Genomic DNA, 16,672 nt, shown 5'->3' on the forward strand with positions numbered 1-16,672 from the left:
AGCAAGTAGCGCGGACTTTTAGTCCGCGATGAACAATCATTCTGACTCGCGGACTAAAAGTCCGCGCTACTTACCAAAGCCTGTCTTGATTAAGATTTGCCCAGCATTGCCCGCAAGCAACTCCCGTTCCTACTTTTATTCCTCCACCTTACCCTTCACGCTTCTGGCTGATTTTCTACCCCTCGCATGATTATTTACGGCACCAACGGCGCACACGTGCGCACCACCCCACTCCCCGCCGACGCAGCCTGCCCCGGCTGCGCCACCTCCGGCACCATGCAGCTAAGCGTGTTCAGCCGCTACGCCCTCATCTACTGGATTCCGCTGTTTCCTTATAGCAAGCCGGCGGTGCTGCAGTGCGGGCATTGCCAGCAAGCCTGGGAAGAAAAGAACGTGCCCAGCGAGTTGCGCGAGCCGGCCCGCGCCTTAAAAAAGGGAACCCGCGCCCCCTTGTGGCACTGGTCGGGCCTGGGCGTGCTTGCGGCCCTCATCGGGTGGGGCGCAATTGCCAGCTCGCAAGACGCCCGCGCCAACGCGGCTTATCTGGACGCCCCGCACGTGGGCGACATCTACACGGTGCGGGAAAAGGACGGCGAACGCAACTACTCGTTGCTGAAAGTGGTGAGCGTGAAAGGCCCCACCGTGGACGTGGTACCGAACGAGTTTCAAATCAATAACAATCACCCCATTGACGAGCTCAACGCACCGGCTAAGTACAGCAAGGAAAGCTTTGCCCTCAGCAAATTCGAACTGCAAATCATGAAGAACAAGGGCCAGCTAACCGACGTGGACCGGTTGGAGGAATAAGCGCCTGGGATGGCCCAACAGCCACGAGCGGCGGTAAATCCCAAAATCCCCACGTAAACCGCTCCTCTTGGTTCAGGCAAAAGCATGCGATGCAGCGCAATGCAATGGTGAAGTGACGCCCGCAACAAATCTGAGCACACAGCGGCACACGGCATTTGATACCGTCATTCTGTACCTATCATCTGCTCAATAAAAGCGGTGTATCCGGCACCAACGGGCAATTCAAAATCGGTAAACACGCCGCGTCTTGTCGTTTGAGTTGGTTGCTGCGTCAGCGGGTTGAGCCCTTCACGTTGCTCATCGCGCCAGTACAAGCCAACTCCGCGCTTCTGCCAGGCCGGCAAATTGTTGAAATTGATGCCCCGCTGAAATAGCAACTCGTTCTTAGCAGCCGTGCTCAGGCCGCTTACTTGTGCGGTGGCATCCCTCCGGCTCTGTCCCTCCCGGCGCAAATGCCAATAGCAATGCGCATTGAGTGCGTTACGCAGCGCATCCTCGCTCCGCCAACGGAAATAATCGACCACATCACTCCGGCGCGGCAACTGCGCAATGCGACAATCAAAGCTGCCCAAATCGCCGAGCAGCAAAGAGAACTTTGCGGAGGCTTCGCCGGCTAAAATGCTGTGATACTTGCGCAGCTTGCGACCAAAAGAGTCTTCCGCAGGGTCAAGCAACAAGGAAATTTCGTCGCTTTCCGTGAAGCCGTACCGCACGCGAAATCCGCATTGCATCAAATGCGACACCGTGCCCACCATCAAGTCCCGAAACCGAACGTCAAATGGCCGTTCGAAAGGGTGAACCTCCTTGGTGAGGCGCGTGAAATTGCGACCGTCGAGGCGCGCCACTAAATATAGGCCCGGCAGGGCGCAATGGTCGTGAGCCGTTTCAAACACGCGCAAGCGGGCATCAAGGTCGTCGAATTTCATAATTGCCAAGGTTCGACAACGAAGGTACCGTCAGGACCCATGCTCACGTAATGCAGTTCGTCGAACCCTTCTGCAAACGTGGGCACCTCAAGCCGGGCGCGAGTGCCCCTGATGCCCTTTTCGGGCACCTGCTCGGCCGCTGGGCGCTCCTTATTGCGGCTTAGAGCGGCTTGGGTGGAGGATTGAAAGAAATACCCCACAACGTGGTACCCTGCTTGTTTGGCCGGACCGATGTACCGTTGCCGTTCTGCGATGGTTGGGTTGGTATTGTCGACCGCAAAACGGGCTTGGGTTTCCAAACACAGCAGTAGCAAGCGGTGCTCGCGGTGGCGAGTGCGCAGCAAATCCATGCTGATGCGAACGTGCGAATTGAAAAAGCGCTGCTTATAAAAAGTGCTTTTGCCGCTGGCTTGAATGCCGCAGAAAATAATGGCGTGCATCAGGGATGTGAAAAGCACAATAACAGCAAAAAAGTAAGGCCGCTTCGGCTCTCACCCCAATTCTGGCAGCCGCACCAGCTTCAGGTAGTCGCCCAGGCCGGCGGGCTTTTGGAACACGTGGATGAAGAGGATGTGCTCCTCGCCGCGGCTGCGCCAGACCTCCGCGTAGAAGCCTTCCACGGCGTACAGCGTTAGGTCGAAGCTGTCTTCTTGCCGCTCGGCCAGGCGGGCGCCGTGCCGGGCAAGGTGCTCGGCTTGAAGGCGTTGGTGCAGGGCTTTGAACTCGGCAATGTCCATGGGAGGCAAGGGGCGGCGGAACGAAGAATCGGGGGTGGGAGGTGTCAAGTTTTCTGGTTAGGTTGCACCAAATTAGCACCCTAACTCGCAGTCATCGCATGGGCCTCTTCGACTTTATTCGCAACGAGCTGATTGAGATTATCGACTGGGTTGATAACTCAACCGATACCATCATCTGGAAATTTCCGGACGTCGAAAACAACATCAAAATTGGGGCCCAACTCACGGTGCGCGAGTCGCAGGTGGCCATCCTGATGGACCAGGGCCGCATTGCCGACGTGTTTGGCCCCGGCCTGCACCCGCTCACCACGGCCAACATGCCGGTGCTCACCACCCTGCGCGGCTGGAAATACGGGTTCGACTCCCCTTTTAAGGTGGACGTGTACTTCGTGTCGACCAAGCAGTTCACCAACTTGAAGTGGGGCACGCCCAACCCCGTGATGCTGCGCGACGCCGAGTTCAAGCAGGTGCGGGTGCGGGCCTTCGGCACCTTCGCCCTGCGCGTGACCGAGGCCCCCAAGTTCCTGACCGAGTTTGCGGGCACCAGCTCCCTGGTGCGCATCGCCGACGTGGAAGGGCAGCTCCGCTCGGCCATCGTCAACAAGTTTTCCGACTCGCTGGCCGAAGCCAACGTGTCGGTGCTCGACCTGGCCCGCAACTACCAAGAGCTCGGCGAGCGGCTGCGCCCGCTGCTGCAGGAGGATTTTGGCGCCTACGGACTGGAGCTGACGCGCTTCTACCTCGAAAACGCCAGCCTGCCCGCCGAGGTAGAGGCTTTCCTGGACAAAACCACCCAGATGAACATGGCCGGCGACATGGCCCGCTTCCAGCAGTTCCAAGCCGGTCTGGCCGTGGAAAAAGCTGCTGAACAAGAGGGCGGCGTAGGCGGCGCGGCCGTGCTGCTCGGCGGCCTGGGCAACATGCTGGGCAACGCCACCGCGCCCGCCGCCCAAGCCGCCGCCAGCCCCGCCCCCACTCCCGCCGGCTCCGACCGGGAACAGGTGATGCAACTGCTACGCGACCTCGGCCAGCTTAAAGCCGACGGCATTCTGACGGCGGAGGAATTCGACGCCAAGAAGGCAGAGTTGCTGGCCCGGCTGTAGCGCACAGAACACCCGTTTCTTAAAAGGCCGTCATGCAGCGCGCAGCGAAGCATCTGCCCGCAGTAAGTAATCAGCTGGAGCACGCGAGATGCTTCGCGGCGCTCTGCAGGACGTTCTCTGATTCGCGCTTTACTGGCGTTGACTTCATAATCATTTGCTGACTTCATAACGACCTACTTTAACCCCACATTCCCCTACCCTCATGGACCCGGCCACTGAAGCCACTCTGCGCCAGCTGCGTGAAAAGGACTTGCTGCGCGCGCCCTGCCCCGGCTGCGGTGCGCAGATGGCTTTTCAGGCCGATACGCAGCAGTTGGGGTGCGGCCACTGCGGGGCCACGGAGGCGTTGGTGTTCAGCCGCAACCGGCTACAGGAGAATCGGCTGGATGGGTTGCTGGTCAACAACGAGTTGAACCCCAGCATGCTGGTGGAGCAGCAGCTTTTCAGTTGCCCCAGCTGCGGCGCTCGCACCCGCGTGGCCGCCGACCACCCCACCCTGAACTGCGGCTTTTGCGGCAGCCGGGCCATCAACCCCGACGCCCAGCGCACCCGCCTGATAGAGCCCGCCGGTGTGCTGCCCTTTCGCCTGAATCGGCCCGCGGCCACCGACCGGTTTCGGGCCTGGATTGGCACCAGTTGGCTGGCTCCCAACGACCTGGCCACCGCCGCCAACCTCAGCAACCTACACGGCATCTACCTACCCTTCTGGACGTTTGATGCGCAGGCCCACTCCGACTGGAACGGGGAGCGGGGCGACTATTACTACGTATCGGTGAGCAGCACCGACAGCAAGGGGCGCAGCGTGACCCGCCGGGAGCGCCGCACGCGTTGGACGTATTACAGCGGCGTGCACGACCATTTTTACGACGACGTGCTGACGCTGGCTTCGCGCAGCCTCGCCCACCAGCAACAGCACGTAGACGAAGTGCTGAACTATGACCTGAAGGAAATGGTGGACTACGACGCCCGGGTGCTGCTGGGCTGGGAGGCCGAAGTGTATGCCATCGACCTGGCCGAAGGGCTGCAGCAAGCCCGCGCCACCGTGCAGGAGCGGGAGGAAGAAGCCTGCTCGAAGCTGCTGGGCGGCGACACGCAGCGCGGCCTCGACGTGACCACAACGCTCACCAACGAGTCGTTCAAGCACCTGCTGCTGCCGCTGTGGCTGTGCGCCTACACCTACCGGGGCAAGCTCTACCATTTCCTGGTGAATGGGCAAACGGGCAAGGTGAGCGGCTCGCGCCCGCTTTCGTTCTGGAAGGTGTTGCTGCTGGTGCTCGTGGGGTTGCTGCTGGCCGGGGCCGCCTTTTACCTCTGGAACGACTCGCAGTCGGGCACCACGGTAAACGCGCATTTCGAGTATCGGCCCTAAGCTCTGCCATACTTTTGCCGGCAGCGAAGAGACGTTTGTTCTCTTCTACGCCCCTCCACATCCTCGCTTACTCGCTCGTGCTGAGCCAGTTAAGTGGCCCTATTACCGCGTTTCCCCTATGGGCACCTTTCGTTTTCCTCACCCGCTGGTGCTGCTGGTGAGCTTCATTGTGTTGGCCGCAGCGCTGAGCTACGTGCTGCCCGCCGGCAAGTTTGACCGTCAAAAAAACGAAGCTACCGGCCGCGAGGTCGTGGTGCCGGGCTCTTACCACCGCGTGCCGGCTACCCCGGTGGGCCCGCTCGACATGCTCGTGGACCTGCCCAAAGGCCTGGCCGATGCCGCGGCCGTGGTGTTTCTCATCTTCCTGGCCGGCGGCGCCTTTACCGTGGTCGACCAAACCGGGGCCCTGCGCCACGGCGTAGACTGGCTGCTCACCAAGACCCAAGGCCGGCAGGTGCTGGTGATACCGCTTGTAGGCCTGCTGTTTGCCACCATGGGCGCCCTGGAGAACATGGGTGAGGAAATCATTGCCCTGGTGCCGGTGCTGCTCGTGCTGATGCGGCGGCTGGGTTTCCCGGCCCTCACGGCCGTAGCGGCCAGCGCGGGGGCCTCTTTCGTCGGAGCTTCGTTCAGCCCCATCAACCCGTTTCAGGTGGGCATTGCCCAGAAGCTGGCGCAGTTGCCGCTGCTCTCGGGCGGGGCCTACCGCATGGCGTTTCTGGTGCCCGCCCTGGCGTTGTGGCTGTGGGGCACCATTCGGCACGCCCAGCGCAACCGCGTGCCCGTGGAAATAACCGAAGCCGAAGTTGCCGCCGACACCCGCGGGGCAGGGCGCCACGGCCTGGTGCTGCTGTTGCTGCTCGCCGCCTTTAGCTACTTTGCCTACGGCGTGGTGAAGCAAGGCTGGGGTTTTGAAGAAATGGGCGCGCTATTTTTCGCGCTGGGCGTGACGGCGGGCCTGCTCGGCGGGCTGGGCCTCACCGGCACGGCCGAGGGCTTCGTGGCGGGATTCCGCGACATGGCGTTTTCGGCCATGCTCATCGGCTTTGCCCGCACCATCTTCGTGGTGCTGGAGCAGGGCAACATCGTGGATACCATTGTGAACGGCCTGGCTGCGCCCCTGGCGCAATTTCCCGTGGCGGTGGCGGCCTTGGGCATGATGGTGGTGCAAACGGCCCTGCACGTGCCCGTGCCCAGCGGCAGCGGCCAAGCCACGCTCACCATGCCCCTGCTCACGCCCCTCTCCGACCTCATCGGCCTCTCCCGGCAGGTGATGGTGCTGGCGTTTCAATACGGCGCCGGCCTCTGCGAGCTCATCACGCCCACCAACGGCACGCTCATGGCCATGCTGGCCGCCACTGGCGTTCGCTTCGAAAACTGGCTGAAATTTGCCTGGCCGCTCTACTTGGGGCTGGTCGTCATTGGCGTGATAAGCATTGTCACTGCCATTGCCGTGGGCATCTAGAATTTCACAGCAATAATGGTTGTCATGCAGAGGGCAGCATAGCATGACGCGTGCGTTGCCTGTCATCCTGAGCGCAGCGAAGGACCTTATCACAGCTGAACGACAGTTTTTCTAACTTGAGAAGGTCCTTCGCTGCGCTCAGGATGACAGTAGATTGAATTACCACCACAAGCGAGATACTTGGCTGCGCTCTGCGTGACGCACTCGTCTTATTCAACGCCTGTCGAAACCTTCGCTCCGCGTTAGTCCGCCCGCAGCTCTGCGGCCTTGAAAACGCGGGGCAGCTTGCGCTTGCGCTCCACTATCTGAAAAGTGGCCGTGTCGGTGGCTTCGTCCCAGAACACGTCGGACACGTGCCCGAAGTGGCGGTACTGGCCCGGCTCGGGCGTCACCTCCTCCACGGCGTCGCCGAAGCTGAACTTGGGCTTGTGGTAAATTTCCTTGAACAGCTCGGGCCGCACCAGAAACTGCTGCTCGTCGTAGCGGATGGTAACCCACTCGCCTTCTTCGTCTTCGCTGATTTTTTCAAATAGCTTGCCCACGGGTTCCAGCAGCTCGAAAGAGCGGCGGTTGGCGGGGTGAATGTAGCGGAAGCCGTATTCGGGCGACCATCCGTAAAGGCCAAAAACAACGGGTTTGGGACGGGGCATAGGGGACAAAGAGGGCGCAAAGGTGGCTGTGAAAACCGCAACCAAGCTGGTAAAGTTGCTCGCCCTCGTGCTGGCGCATGTTTCCAGGAGCTTTTCCTCAGAGCTCCCGACGCCGACCAGCCCGGCCACCCGCTCTACATCAAAGCCGCCCTTACCGGCCACGAGCCCGCCAACGTGCGCGAGTACGCCCGCGAAAACGCGGCCTTTCCGCACCAGAGCACTGGCGACCAGTTTTTTTCCGAACCTCGGTTTGAAAGCTACCGCCGCCTGGGCTACCACGCCGGGCTGGCGGCCCTGACCGAGGCGCCGGCGCGGGGCTACCCAGCCCGGCCGTCCTGTTCTCCGCCGAGCCCGGCCCCGCTCAGTGCCGCGCCCCCGTCGGGGCCAAGCCGGTGGAGGCGCACGTGCGCCAACAGGCGGTCGCGGTGGGCGGCGCCTTCGTGCAGGGCATCGAACACGATGCGGTGCTCCTGGCCGTCGACGCGGCGAATAAGTACCCCGGCCGGGCCCACCGGCTCCACGCTGGCAATGTCGGCCCAGCGCAGGGTATGGGACGCGCTCAGCTGGCCGGTGCGCACCGCAAACCCCTCGGCGTGCAGGTGCAGGTAGCGCCGGCCGGCCAGCTGGCGCATGCGGAAGGCCAGCCACACGTACACGCAAGCCACCGCCGCGTACAGCCACGGCAGCACGTGGAACCGCTGGGCTGCCCCGGCCAATTCGGCTTCGTGGTGGCGATGCCAGATGTGGTAGCTCTCCAGGAACAGAATGGCCGCTGCGGCCAGCTCCAGCCACGCCACCCGCTCCTGGTGGTGTGGGTTGTGGCGCAGGTGCAGCAGCTCGCGCACCATGAGCACGAGGTAGGCCGCGCCCACGGCCACTTCCAGCGCCCGCAGGAATGTCAAGGATTCATCGCCCGTCAGCACCGGACTGATGCCGCCCAGCAGCACCAGCGCCTGCCCGAAGTGGCCCACCGTTTTGCCAACCTGCTGGCGGGCGTGGCGACGGGAAAAAAGCGTATTGCGGTCCTGGCTTTCAGGAGAGGGATTAGCAACTTTCATGGCCGAAATTCGACAATAATATAGCAATATCACAAACTTGAGCGCCGTGCCTGCTCGGCAATGGGCCGTGGCGCATAGCCTGAGGTAGCGGGGCTGCTAGGGCGCTAGCTGCCAGCCAATGGCAGGCTGTTTAGCCATAATGTGACAATTCTCGTATTGTCGAGCTACCTACTGTCCAGTATCGGCCGCATTTTCGGCTGCCTCGGCAGGCAGGCTGCTTTCTTTCGAATGCCTCCCATTTCCGCTTCCAAAACCGCGCCCCGCGCCAAAACCGCTTCATCAGCAACTGTTTCAGCTTTACCCACTTCGCCCAAAACCAACCTGCAGCCGGGGATGGGCGCCGTGCCCCACGCCACCGGCACCACCTTCCGGGTGTGGGCCCCGCACGCCGAGGCCGTGTCCGTCATCGGCACGTTCAATAAGTGGAAGGCCGCGGCCCACCCGCTGGCACTGGAGGCCGACGGCTACTGGGCCACCGACGTGCCCGGCGCCAAGCCCGGCGACGAGTACAAATTCCACCTCACCAACGCCGGGCGCGAGTTCGACCGCAACGACCCCTACGCCCGGCAGGTCACCAACTCGGCCGGCGCGTCGGTGGTGCACGACCCCAGCTTCGACTGGGGCGACGACCACTTCCGAATGCCGCCTTGGAACGAGCTGGTGATTTATGAGTTGCACGTGGGCACCTTCAACGCGCCCAACGCCGACACCGTGGGCACCTTCCTGAGCGTGGCCGAAAAGCTCCCCTACCTGCGCGATTTGGGCATCAACTGCATTGAGCTGCTGCCGGCCACGGAGTTTCCGGGCAGCCGCTCGTGGGGCTACAACCCGGCCTGCCCGTTTGCGCTCGAAAGCGACTACGGCGGGCCCGTGGCCTTCAAAGAAATGGTGAAACAAGCCCACCAACACGGCATTGCGGTGGTGCTCGACGTGGTGTACAACCACTTCGGCCCCGGCGACCTGGACCTGTGGCAGTTCGACGGCTGGAGCGAGAATGACGGCGGCGGCATCTACTTTTACAACGACTGGCGCGCCAAAACGCCTTGGGGCGAAAACCGCCCCGACTACGGCCGCCCGGAGGTGCGCCAATACATCCGCGACAACGCCCTGATGTGGCTGCAGGACTACCGCGTGGATGGCCTCCGCGCCGACGCCATTGCCTTCATCCGCAACGTGAACGGCGAGGAAGACCCCGGCGCCGACTTGCCCGAAGGCTGGAGCCTGATGCGCTGGATTAACGAGGAAATCGACCAGACCATGCCCTGGAAAATCACCATTGCCGAAGACATGCGCGGCAACGCCGGCATCACCGAAACCGTGGCCAACGGCGGCCAGGGCTTCGACTCGCAGTGGGACAGCTCGTTTGTGTACCCCATTGTGGAGGCGCTCACCGCGCACCACGACGCCGACCGCAACATGCAGGCCGTGGCCGGCGCCATCTCGGAGTCGTATAACGACGACGCTTTCCGCCGCGTCATCTACACCGAAAGCCACGACGAGGTGGCCAACGGCAAGAGCCGCGTGGCCGAGGAAATCATGCCCGGCGCGGCCGACAGCTATTTTTCCAAGAAGCGCACCGTGCTTGGCGCCGGGCTCGTGCTCACGGCCCCAGGCATCCCCATGCTGTTTCAGGGCCAGGAGTTTCTGGCGCTGGGCGAGTTCAACGACGCCGAGCCGCTGGTGTGGAGCGACGTGGAAACGCGCGCCGGGCTGGTGCACCTCTACCGCGACCTCATCACGCTGCGCCGCAACTTTAGCGGCCTCACGCGGGGCCTGAGCGGGCAGCACACCCACGTGTTCCACGTAAACGACGAGGAGAAGCTGGTGGCCTTCGCCCGCTGGGCCGAGGGCGGCCCCCGCGACACCACGGTGGTGGTGGCCAACTTTGCCAACCAAACCCACGACGCTTACACCATCGGTCTGCCCGGCCCGGGCCACTGGACGGTGCGCTTCAACAGCGACTGGCGCGGCTACGACGGCGAGTTTGGCGACTTCGATAGCTTCGGCACCGAGGCGGTGGCGGGCGAATACGACGGTTACGAGTGGCACGGCAGCATTGGCGTGGCTCCGTACGCGGTACTGGTGTTGTCGCAGGACTAGGTGGTGAACTGGTGAGCTGGTGAACTGGTGAGTTTGACGTTTTAACTGTACCAAGTACCCAAGCGGAACGTCAAACTCGCCAGTTCACCAGCTCACCAATTCACCATTTATTCTTTGTGCTGCTCGATGGTGTTGAGCACGTTTTCGGGGCGCACGTCCTGCGAAAGCTCCGGGATTTCGGGGTCGCTCACGGCTTCGGGCACGTCCAGCTTGCGAGCCACGGCCGTGAGCAGGACCAGCAGCCGCGTAATTTCGTGCTCGCTCAACAAGCCCACTTGCAGGTCGAGTTCGGCGCGTTGGTCGGCTTGCGCGGCCATGCGGTTTTGGCTGATGAGCACGAACGTGGACAGAAAAATGGCTTCTACCGAAGCCACCATGGCCAGCACCACGAAGGAGGGGTCGAAGGGCCGCAGGCCCAGCGCGCCCACGTTCCACAGCACCCAGGTGCCGAACAAGACCAGGTGCAGGAAGACAAACTTCATGCTGCCCGCGAACGCCGTGATGGCATCGGCCAAGCGAACCGACCAACCGCTGCGCCGCTCGGCCTCCCGCTGCCGGTCCCGCAACGCCGCAACGTTGCGCTTCACCACGCGCCCCATGCCCGGTTGGCTGTCTGGAATAGGTGGAGGCGACGTGGCGGCTGGCATGGCAACAGATGGGCTGAAATGGAGACAAAAAGCGGCTCACAGGCACTGCCACCCATGCCGCTTCGCTCAGAAGGACGGTGGCACAGGCTGCGGGTATTGGGCCGCTTGCTTTTGGCATTTCAATACGGTGGGCCCGCCCCACGCCACTGGCCGGCAAACCCGTAAATGGGCTGCGTGAACTACCGAAATTGGCGGAAAGTAAATTGCTTTGACAAACTACTGCTCTGTATATGAGATAAATGCGTAGTACACAAATACAGTTTTATACGTGCTGAACTACGGGTTTATCTGGCAGTAGCACACGGAAAGAAGGTCGTATAGGTAATAGCTCGCAGGGGACTGCGGGTTATTGTCAACCTCTTTTTTCCTTTCCAGTCAGATGTTCTATCACGACAAGCAACTCCAGTACAAGGTGCGGGTAGAGAAGCCCAATCCCACATTTGCACGCCTGCTGCAACAGGCCATTGGCGGCATTGAAGGCGAGATGCGCGTGTGTTTGCAGTACCTGTTTCAGGCCTGGAACTCGCGCGGCCCGCAGAAGTACCGCGACATGCTGCTCGAAACCGGGACCGAGGAAATCGCCCACATCGAAATGCTGGCCACCGCCGTGGCCCTCAACCTGGAAGGCGCCCCACTGGGCATGCAGGAGGCCGCCATTGCGCAAGACAACGTGGTGGGCGCCATTCTGGGCGGCATGAACCCGCGCCAGTTCCTTTCCGGCGGCCTGGGCGCCATGCCTTTTGATGCCGAGGGCGTGCCCTTCAACGGCTCCTGGATAGTGAGCAGCGGCAACCTGGTGGGCGACATGTACAGCAACGTGGCCGCCGAGGCCACCGGCCGGACCCTGGCCACCCGCCTCTGGGAAATCACCGACGACCCCGGCATGAAGGATTTCCTGTCCTTCCTCATCGCCCGCGACACCATGCACCAAAACCAGTGGCTGGCCGTGATTGAGGAGCTCGGCGGCCTGCAAGGCGCCCTGCCCGTGCCCAACAGCTTCCCCCAGAGCGAGGAAGTGCAGGGCTTCAACTACTCCTTCGTGAGCACCTACCTCGGCAACGACGGCATCCCGCAAGGCCGCTGGACCCAAGGCACTTCGCTCGACGGCAAGGGCGAGTTCCGCGTGGTGAAAGCCGAACCCCTCGGCGGCATCCCGCAGCTGGCCCCGCCCGTGCCCCAGGGCCACGCCCAAACCGAGCAAATGACCACCATGGACTCCCTCATCGGCACGGTGACCGATAAAGTAAAGGGCGCCATGAGCGGCAGCGGCGGCAGTCCAAGCTAGCGTAAACCACATTTCAACCACCCGTAAAACGGCCCCGGCAAACGCTGCATAGCAGTTGCCGGGGCCGTTTTACGTAGTAGCACCTTGCGCAGCCCTTTCCCCGTTTACCGGCGGGGTGCGCGCTGGTCGGGTTAGCTTGCGCCTTCTGAGCGGCCGGCTTCCCGTGCAGTGGCCGCTTGGCCCACTTTTTACTTACCCACGCGTTTGCCTTCCGGCGCCCTTTCCCTTCCTATGGCCACCTTAGCTAGTGCGATAAACCGTCCCAATTCTGAACTCAAAAATGCGGCTTTCATCGTGGCCGGGGTGTTTTCGGCCGCTTTCGGGTTGAAGGCGTTTCTGCTGTCCAGTCATTTCATCGACGGCGGCGTTACGGGGGTTTCCATGCTGCTGTCGGCGCTGTTGCGGCTGCCGCTGCCGGTGCTGCTGCTGGTCATCAACCTGCCCTTTGTGGCCCTGGGCTACCGGCAAATGGGGCGCCGCTTTGCCTTGCGCAGCGCGTTGGGCATTGGCGGGCTGGCGCTGGTGCTGGCCGTGGTGCCGTTTCCCGACATCACGCCCGACCTGCTGCTGACCGCCGTGTTTGGGGGCGTATTCATCGGGGCGGGCATTGGGCTGGCCATGCGCGGCGGCGCCGTGCTCGACGGCACCGAAATTGCCGCGCTGCTGGTGAGCCGGCACCTGGTGCTGCTCAAAGTCAGCGACATCATCCTGATTCTCAACCTTGTTATTTTCGGAGCCGCCGTGTTCATCCTGGGCACCGAGCCGGCCCTGTACTCCATGCTCACCTACTTCGCTGCGGCCCGGGTCATCGAATTCGTGCTCAACGGCATCGAGCAGTACACGGGCGTCACCATCGTGTCGGAGCACAGCGAGGCCATTCGGCTGGCCATCACCGAGGGCCTGGGCCGCGGCGTGACGCTCTACCAGGGCAAGTCGGGCTTCGGCAAGCGCGGCGACCAGCTCACCGAGCGCGACATCATCTTCACCGTCGTCACCCGCCTCGAATTGCCCCAGCTCCGCGCCGAAGTGCAGCGCCTCGACCCCAACGCCTTCATCATCCAGTACGGCATCGACGACGCCCAGGGCGGCATCATCAAGAAACGGCCGCTGCACTAGGCGCTTAGCTCCCTAAGTTGCGCGTTTCAGAATGTGCAACTTAGGGATAGAATGCGCCCATACACCTGCAAGCGGTTTAAAAGGAATGTTGCTGGCCGGTCCGACGCCCCAGGCGTCCGACCGGTTGTTGGTTACCGGCCGTCGGCGTATCGTGTGGGCGGCAACCGGTCGGACGCCTAGGGCGTCGGACCGGGCGAAGCCGACTTCCTAAACGCATCTTGGCATTACGCCGAGGCCAAAGCTTGCGGTTGAACATATTGCCTAACCGAGTTGGCAAGCCGCTAGAAGTGCGGTTTTCGCCTAACCGACGTGCAGCCAATGCCACCGTTTTATCATTAAGAATGTACTTTTAGCTTTCCATAGCCTGTTCAGTGGCTTTTACTGGACGTACTTATTCATCGCTCTTCCCTCTGGCACCATGTTCAGCTACCTCAAAAGAAAAATTGCGAAATATCAGCAAAAGCGCACTTTCCAAGAGTATGGCTATGAAGTGAAACGGTTTTCCGTTCCCGGCGAAGGCGAACTGGAGTACGCGCAGTGGCAGCACCCTTTTGAAGGGGAGAAGACGATTGACGCCGAAAGCATCAATTTCTACCGAATGTTCGTGCAGGAAGGAGATGTGGTGATTGACATCGGCGCGCACACGGGCGACACGTCGGTGCCCATGGCGGTGGCCGTGGGCCAAACCGGGTGCGTCCTTGCCATCGAGCCCAACCGGTACGTGTATAAAATTCTGGAGCAAAATGCGCGGCTCAACCCGACGAAAACGCGCATTATTCCGCTCAACTTCGCCGTGACCGACCACGACGGCACGTTCGAATTCAATTACTCGGACGCTTCCTTTTGCAACGGTGGGTTCCTCTCGGCCATCGACCGGCAAGACCACAACCACAGCTACACGCTGTCGGTGACGGGGCGCAACCTGGCCACGATTATGGCCACCGAGTACGAAGCCCTGCTGCCAAAGCTGACGCTGATAAAAATTGACGCTGAAGGGTACGATAAGGAAATCATCAAATCGATTCGCGACCTGCTGCTTCGCTGGCAGCCTTTTCTGATTACCGAATGCTACAAGCGCCTCACCCCTGCCGAGCGTTTCGAGCTGTTTGAAACGGTCACGGGGCTGGGCTACACCCTGCACCACATCGGAGACTTGCAGGGGCACGACCGAGTGGCCATCACGCGCAAGGAAGACATGCTCAAATGGCCGCACATGGACATGATTGGGGTGCCGCAGGGAAAAACCCTGCGTTCGTAGACCACCCCTCCGGCCCCCTTTTTACCCTTGTTCCTTGCTTATCGTGGTTGCTAAGTGAACACTGCTAACCGTCAACAACCGGCCGCCGCGGGCGGCTACTTTCCGCTATCGGTGTTGTGCTTGTCGCGCAGTTGGGGAGGGCTCGAGTTGAACACCGTTCGGTTTGCGGAATGGATGCGGCAGCGCGGGTGGCCGGTGGAAATAATCACGCTCCCGGACTCACCCATTGCGGTCCGTGCGGCCGAGCTGGGGCTTCCCGTGCAAGTGCTGCGCAACCCCTTGAAAGCCGTAGACCTGCCGGCCGCGGGTCGGTTGGCCGGCTTCCTCCAAAAATTCAACACCCGCGTGCTGCTGGTTACGCGCAACGGCGATTTGGCCCTTGCCGTGCTCTGCAAAACACTGCGGCGCCCCGCGCTCAAACTGGTGTACCAGCAGCACATGCAGCTCGGCATTGCGAAACGGGGACTGCTGCACACCCTGCGCTACCGCGCCCTGGACGGTTGGCTTTCGCCGTTGCCCGGCCTGGCGCGGGAAGTGCTCGAAAAAACCCGCTTGCCGGCCGCTCGCCTGCACGTGGTGCCGTTGGGCATTGAGGTAGACAAGTTTGCGCATTCCGGGCGCACCCAGGCGCAGGCTCGCGCAGCGCTGGCAGTGGAGCTGCCGGCTGGAGCAGTACTGCTGGGACTGGTTGGACGCTTCGATGAGAATAAAGGCCAGCTGTTTGTGGTAGAAGCCTTTGCCGCGCTGCACCAACGCCACCCGAATGCCCACTTGCTGTTGGTGGGCGAGTCGACCCGGAATATCGGCGACGGGTACCGCCATGCGGTGCTGGCCAAGATAGAGTCCCTTGGCCTTGGCCACGCGGTGCACGTGCGGGGATTCACGCTCCAGCCCGAAATTGCCTATCAAGCCCTCGACATTTCGGTCGTGGCCTCCACCAATGAAACCTACGGCATGGTCACCATCGAAGCCATGGCCACGGGCCTGCCCGTGGTGGCCTCGGCCGCCGGGGGCACGCTCAGCATCGTCGCGAATGGCCGCACGGGCTTGCTGTTTCCGGTGGGCGACCAGCACGCTTTCGGGGCCGCGGTTGAGCAGCTCATTCAGCAGCCCACCCTGGCAGTGAAAATTGGCCAACAAGCTCAGGCTGAAGCGTTGGCCACGTATTCCCACCACAACCAGTGCGCCCAGACCGAGAAGGTTTTGCGGGCGTTGGCAGCGGCTTAGCGCCACGGCCGGCATCGCCGCAAGCACCGGCTCAACCGCCTCTTGAGTTGTTGTGCACTGCCTTTGCCAGCCAGTAGCGGCCCACCGGTGTCTCGACGGCGCCGGCCGGCTTCCGTCGCAGCCAAGCAACCGTCAGCGGCCAGTTGCTGAGCGGCTTAGAAGCTGCCTGAGTTAGCCAAAAATCATTTTAGACCGTCATGCTGAGCGCAGCCGAAGCATCTCTACCGCAATAGTATATGGTTACTTACACGGTAGAGATGCTTCGGCTGCGCTCAGCATGAAGGTTTTTATTAATTTACACTGCGGCTTACACCGTGGCTTGGTCGTAGCGCTCGTTCTCCACGCCAGGCCAGCCGCCTTCAAACATAAACTCGGCCAGCGGCTTGCGGGTGCGGGGCGCCAGCTCTTTGTCGCGCAGGCCGTCGGGCAGCGTAGCGGGGTCGCCGGGGTAGCCGAGGGTAAAGACAGCCACCGGGTCGTAGCCGGCCGGGATGTTGAAGGCGGCGCGCAATTTGTCGGGCGAGAAGCCGGCCATTTGGTGCACTTGCAGGCCCAGCTCGGTGGCCTGAATGGCAAGCGTGGCGGTAGCCTGGCCCACGTCGTACTTGGCCCAGGCGTTGGGGTTGTCGTCGTGCGAGAAGTGCAGCTTGGCGATGCTCACGGCCAGTACGGGCGCCTTCTTGGCCCACACCTGGTTGAATTCGCCCATGCTGCTCAGGATTTTATCGAAGGCGTCGGGGCTGCTGGCGCGGGTGCCCACCAGGTAGCGCCAGGGCTGCTCGCCAAAGCACGAAGCGGCCGACGAGGCGGCCACAAACACTTGGCGGAGGGCTTCGGCGGGCACGGGCTGGTCGGCGTAGGCGCGGGGGCTGCGGCGCTGGGTGAGCACCGGCAAAACGGAGGTTTCGAGAGCGAGAACGTTGG

The 16,672-nt window shown here is 62.0% G+C and carries 16 protein-coding genes; 9 read left to right on the top strand and 7 right to left on the bottom strand.

Annotation, left to right across the window (positions count from 1 at the left end):
- Positions 1–186 precede the first annotated feature (186 nt).
- A complete protein-coding gene (locus VF629_RS15140) occupies positions 187–807 on the top strand; it encodes a hypothetical protein (RefSeq protein WP_331059333.1) in 621 nt (206 codons plus the stop codon).
- Positions 808–971: 164 nt separating this feature from the next.
- On the opposite strand, the gene VF629_RS15145 is transcribed toward VF629_RS15140, so the two are convergent.
- Genes VF629_RS15145 through VF629_RS15155 form a run of 3 tightly spaced genes read right to left on the bottom strand, consistent with a single transcriptional unit; the run spans position 972 to position 2,518 of the window.
- Positions 972–1,733: a tRNA(His) guanylyltransferase Thg1 family protein gene (locus tag VF629_RS15145; protein ID WP_331059334.1), complete on the bottom strand. Its 762-nt coding sequence runs from the start codon at positions 1,731–1,733 to the stop codon at positions 972–974.
- On the bottom strand, positions 1,730–2,191 hold the full coding sequence (locus tag VF629_RS15150) for an AAA family ATPase (RefSeq protein ID WP_331059335.1): 462 nt from the start codon (positions 2,189–2,191) through the stop codon (positions 1,730–1,732). The genes VF629_RS15145 and VF629_RS15150 overlap by 4 nt, the downstream gene beginning before the upstream one ends.
- Positions 2,192–2,224: 33 nt before the next feature.
- Complete coding sequence (locus tag VF629_RS15155) at positions 2,225–2,518, bottom strand: hypothetical protein (RefSeq protein ID WP_331059336.1); 294 nt, start codon at positions 2,516–2,518, stop codon at positions 2,225–2,227.
- 50 nt (positions 2,519–2,568) lie between these two features.
- Here VF629_RS15155 and VF629_RS15160 point away from each other — a divergent pair, with 50 nt between their 5' ends.
- The 3 genes from VF629_RS15160 to VF629_RS15170 all read left to right on the top strand — a co-directional run bounded on the left by VF629_RS15160 (position 2,569) and on the right by VF629_RS15170 (position 6,407).
- Complete coding sequence (locus tag VF629_RS15160) at positions 2,569–3,573, top strand: SPFH domain-containing protein (protein ID WP_331059337.1); 1,005 nt, start codon at positions 2,569–2,571, stop codon at positions 3,571–3,573.
- A 202-nt stretch (positions 3,574–3,775) separates the two neighbouring features.
- Positions 3,776–4,942: a hypothetical protein gene (locus VF629_RS15165; RefSeq protein WP_331059338.1), complete on the top strand. Its 1,167-nt coding sequence runs from the start codon at positions 3,776–3,778 to the stop codon at positions 4,940–4,942.
- Positions 4,943–5,060: 118 nt separating this feature from the next.
- Positions 5,061–6,407 (top strand): YfcC family protein, encoded by a 1,347-nt coding sequence (locus tag VF629_RS15170; RefSeq protein ID WP_331059339.1) that lies wholly within the window; start codon positions 5,061–5,063, stop codon positions 6,405–6,407.
- Positions 6,408–6,649: 242 nt separating this feature from the next.
- Here VF629_RS15170 and VF629_RS15175 read toward each other — a convergent pair whose 3' ends face one another.
- Together VF629_RS15175 and VF629_RS15180 are read right to left on the bottom strand one after the other, a co-directional pair.
- On the bottom strand, positions 6,650–7,057 hold the full coding sequence (locus VF629_RS15175; protein WP_331059340.1) for a DUF6960 family protein: 408 nt from the start codon (positions 7,055–7,057) through the stop codon (positions 6,650–6,652).
- Between the two features lie 317 nt (positions 7,058–7,374).
- Positions 7,375–8,115: a hypothetical protein gene (locus tag VF629_RS15180; RefSeq protein ID WP_331059341.1), complete on the bottom strand. Its 741-nt coding sequence runs from the start codon at positions 8,113–8,115 to the stop codon at positions 7,375–7,377.
- A 228-nt stretch (positions 8,116–8,343) separates the two neighbouring features.
- On the opposite strand from VF629_RS15180, the gene VF629_RS15185 reads away from it, so the two are divergent.
- On the top strand, positions 8,344–10,215 hold the full coding sequence (locus VF629_RS15185) for an alpha-amylase family glycosyl hydrolase (protein WP_331059342.1): 1,872 nt from the start codon (positions 8,344–8,346) through the stop codon (positions 10,213–10,215).
- 107 nt (positions 10,216–10,322) lie between these two features.
- On the opposite strand, the gene VF629_RS15190 is transcribed toward VF629_RS15185, so the two are convergent.
- The gene (locus VF629_RS15190; RefSeq protein WP_331059343.1) at positions 10,323–10,862 is read right to left on the bottom strand and encodes a DUF1003 domain-containing protein; all 540 of its coding nucleotides are present in this window, start codon (positions 10,860–10,862) and stop codon (positions 10,323–10,325) included.
- A 379-nt stretch (positions 10,863–11,241) separates the two neighbouring features.
- On the opposite strand from VF629_RS15190, the gene VF629_RS15195 reads away from it, so the two are divergent.
- From VF629_RS15195 to VF629_RS15210, 4 genes are all read left to right on the top strand, one after another.
- Complete coding sequence (locus VF629_RS15195; protein WP_331059344.1) at positions 11,242–12,147, top strand: manganese catalase family protein; 906 nt, start codon at positions 11,242–11,244, stop codon at positions 12,145–12,147.
- Positions 12,148–12,378: 231 nt separating this feature from the next.
- Positions 12,379–13,263, top strand: coding sequence for a YitT family protein (locus tag VF629_RS15200; protein ID WP_331059345.1), 885 nt, complete (start codon positions 12,379–12,381; stop codon positions 13,261–13,263).
- A 418-nt stretch (positions 13,264–13,681) separates the two neighbouring features.
- Entirely contained in the window at positions 13,682–14,521 is an 840-nt protein-coding gene (locus VF629_RS15205) for an FkbM family methyltransferase (protein WP_331059346.1), read from the top strand.
- A 54-nt stretch (positions 14,522–14,575) separates the two neighbouring features.
- The gene (locus VF629_RS15210) at positions 14,576–15,748 is read left to right on the top strand and encodes a glycosyltransferase family 4 protein (RefSeq protein WP_331059347.1); all 1,173 of its coding nucleotides are present in this window, start codon (positions 14,576–14,578) and stop codon (positions 15,746–15,748) included.
- A gap of 307 nt (positions 15,749–16,055) precedes the next feature.
- On the opposite strand, the gene VF629_RS15215 is transcribed toward VF629_RS15210, so the two are convergent.
- The coding region (locus tag VF629_RS15215; protein ID WP_331059348.1) for a nitroreductase family protein at positions 16,056–16,672 on the bottom strand (617 nt) is incomplete at its 5' end.

It is taken from the genome of Hymenobacter sp. (assembly GCF_036388155.1).
Classification (GTDB): domain Bacteria; phylum Bacteroidota; class Bacteroidia; order Cytophagales; family Hymenobacteraceae; genus Hymenobacter.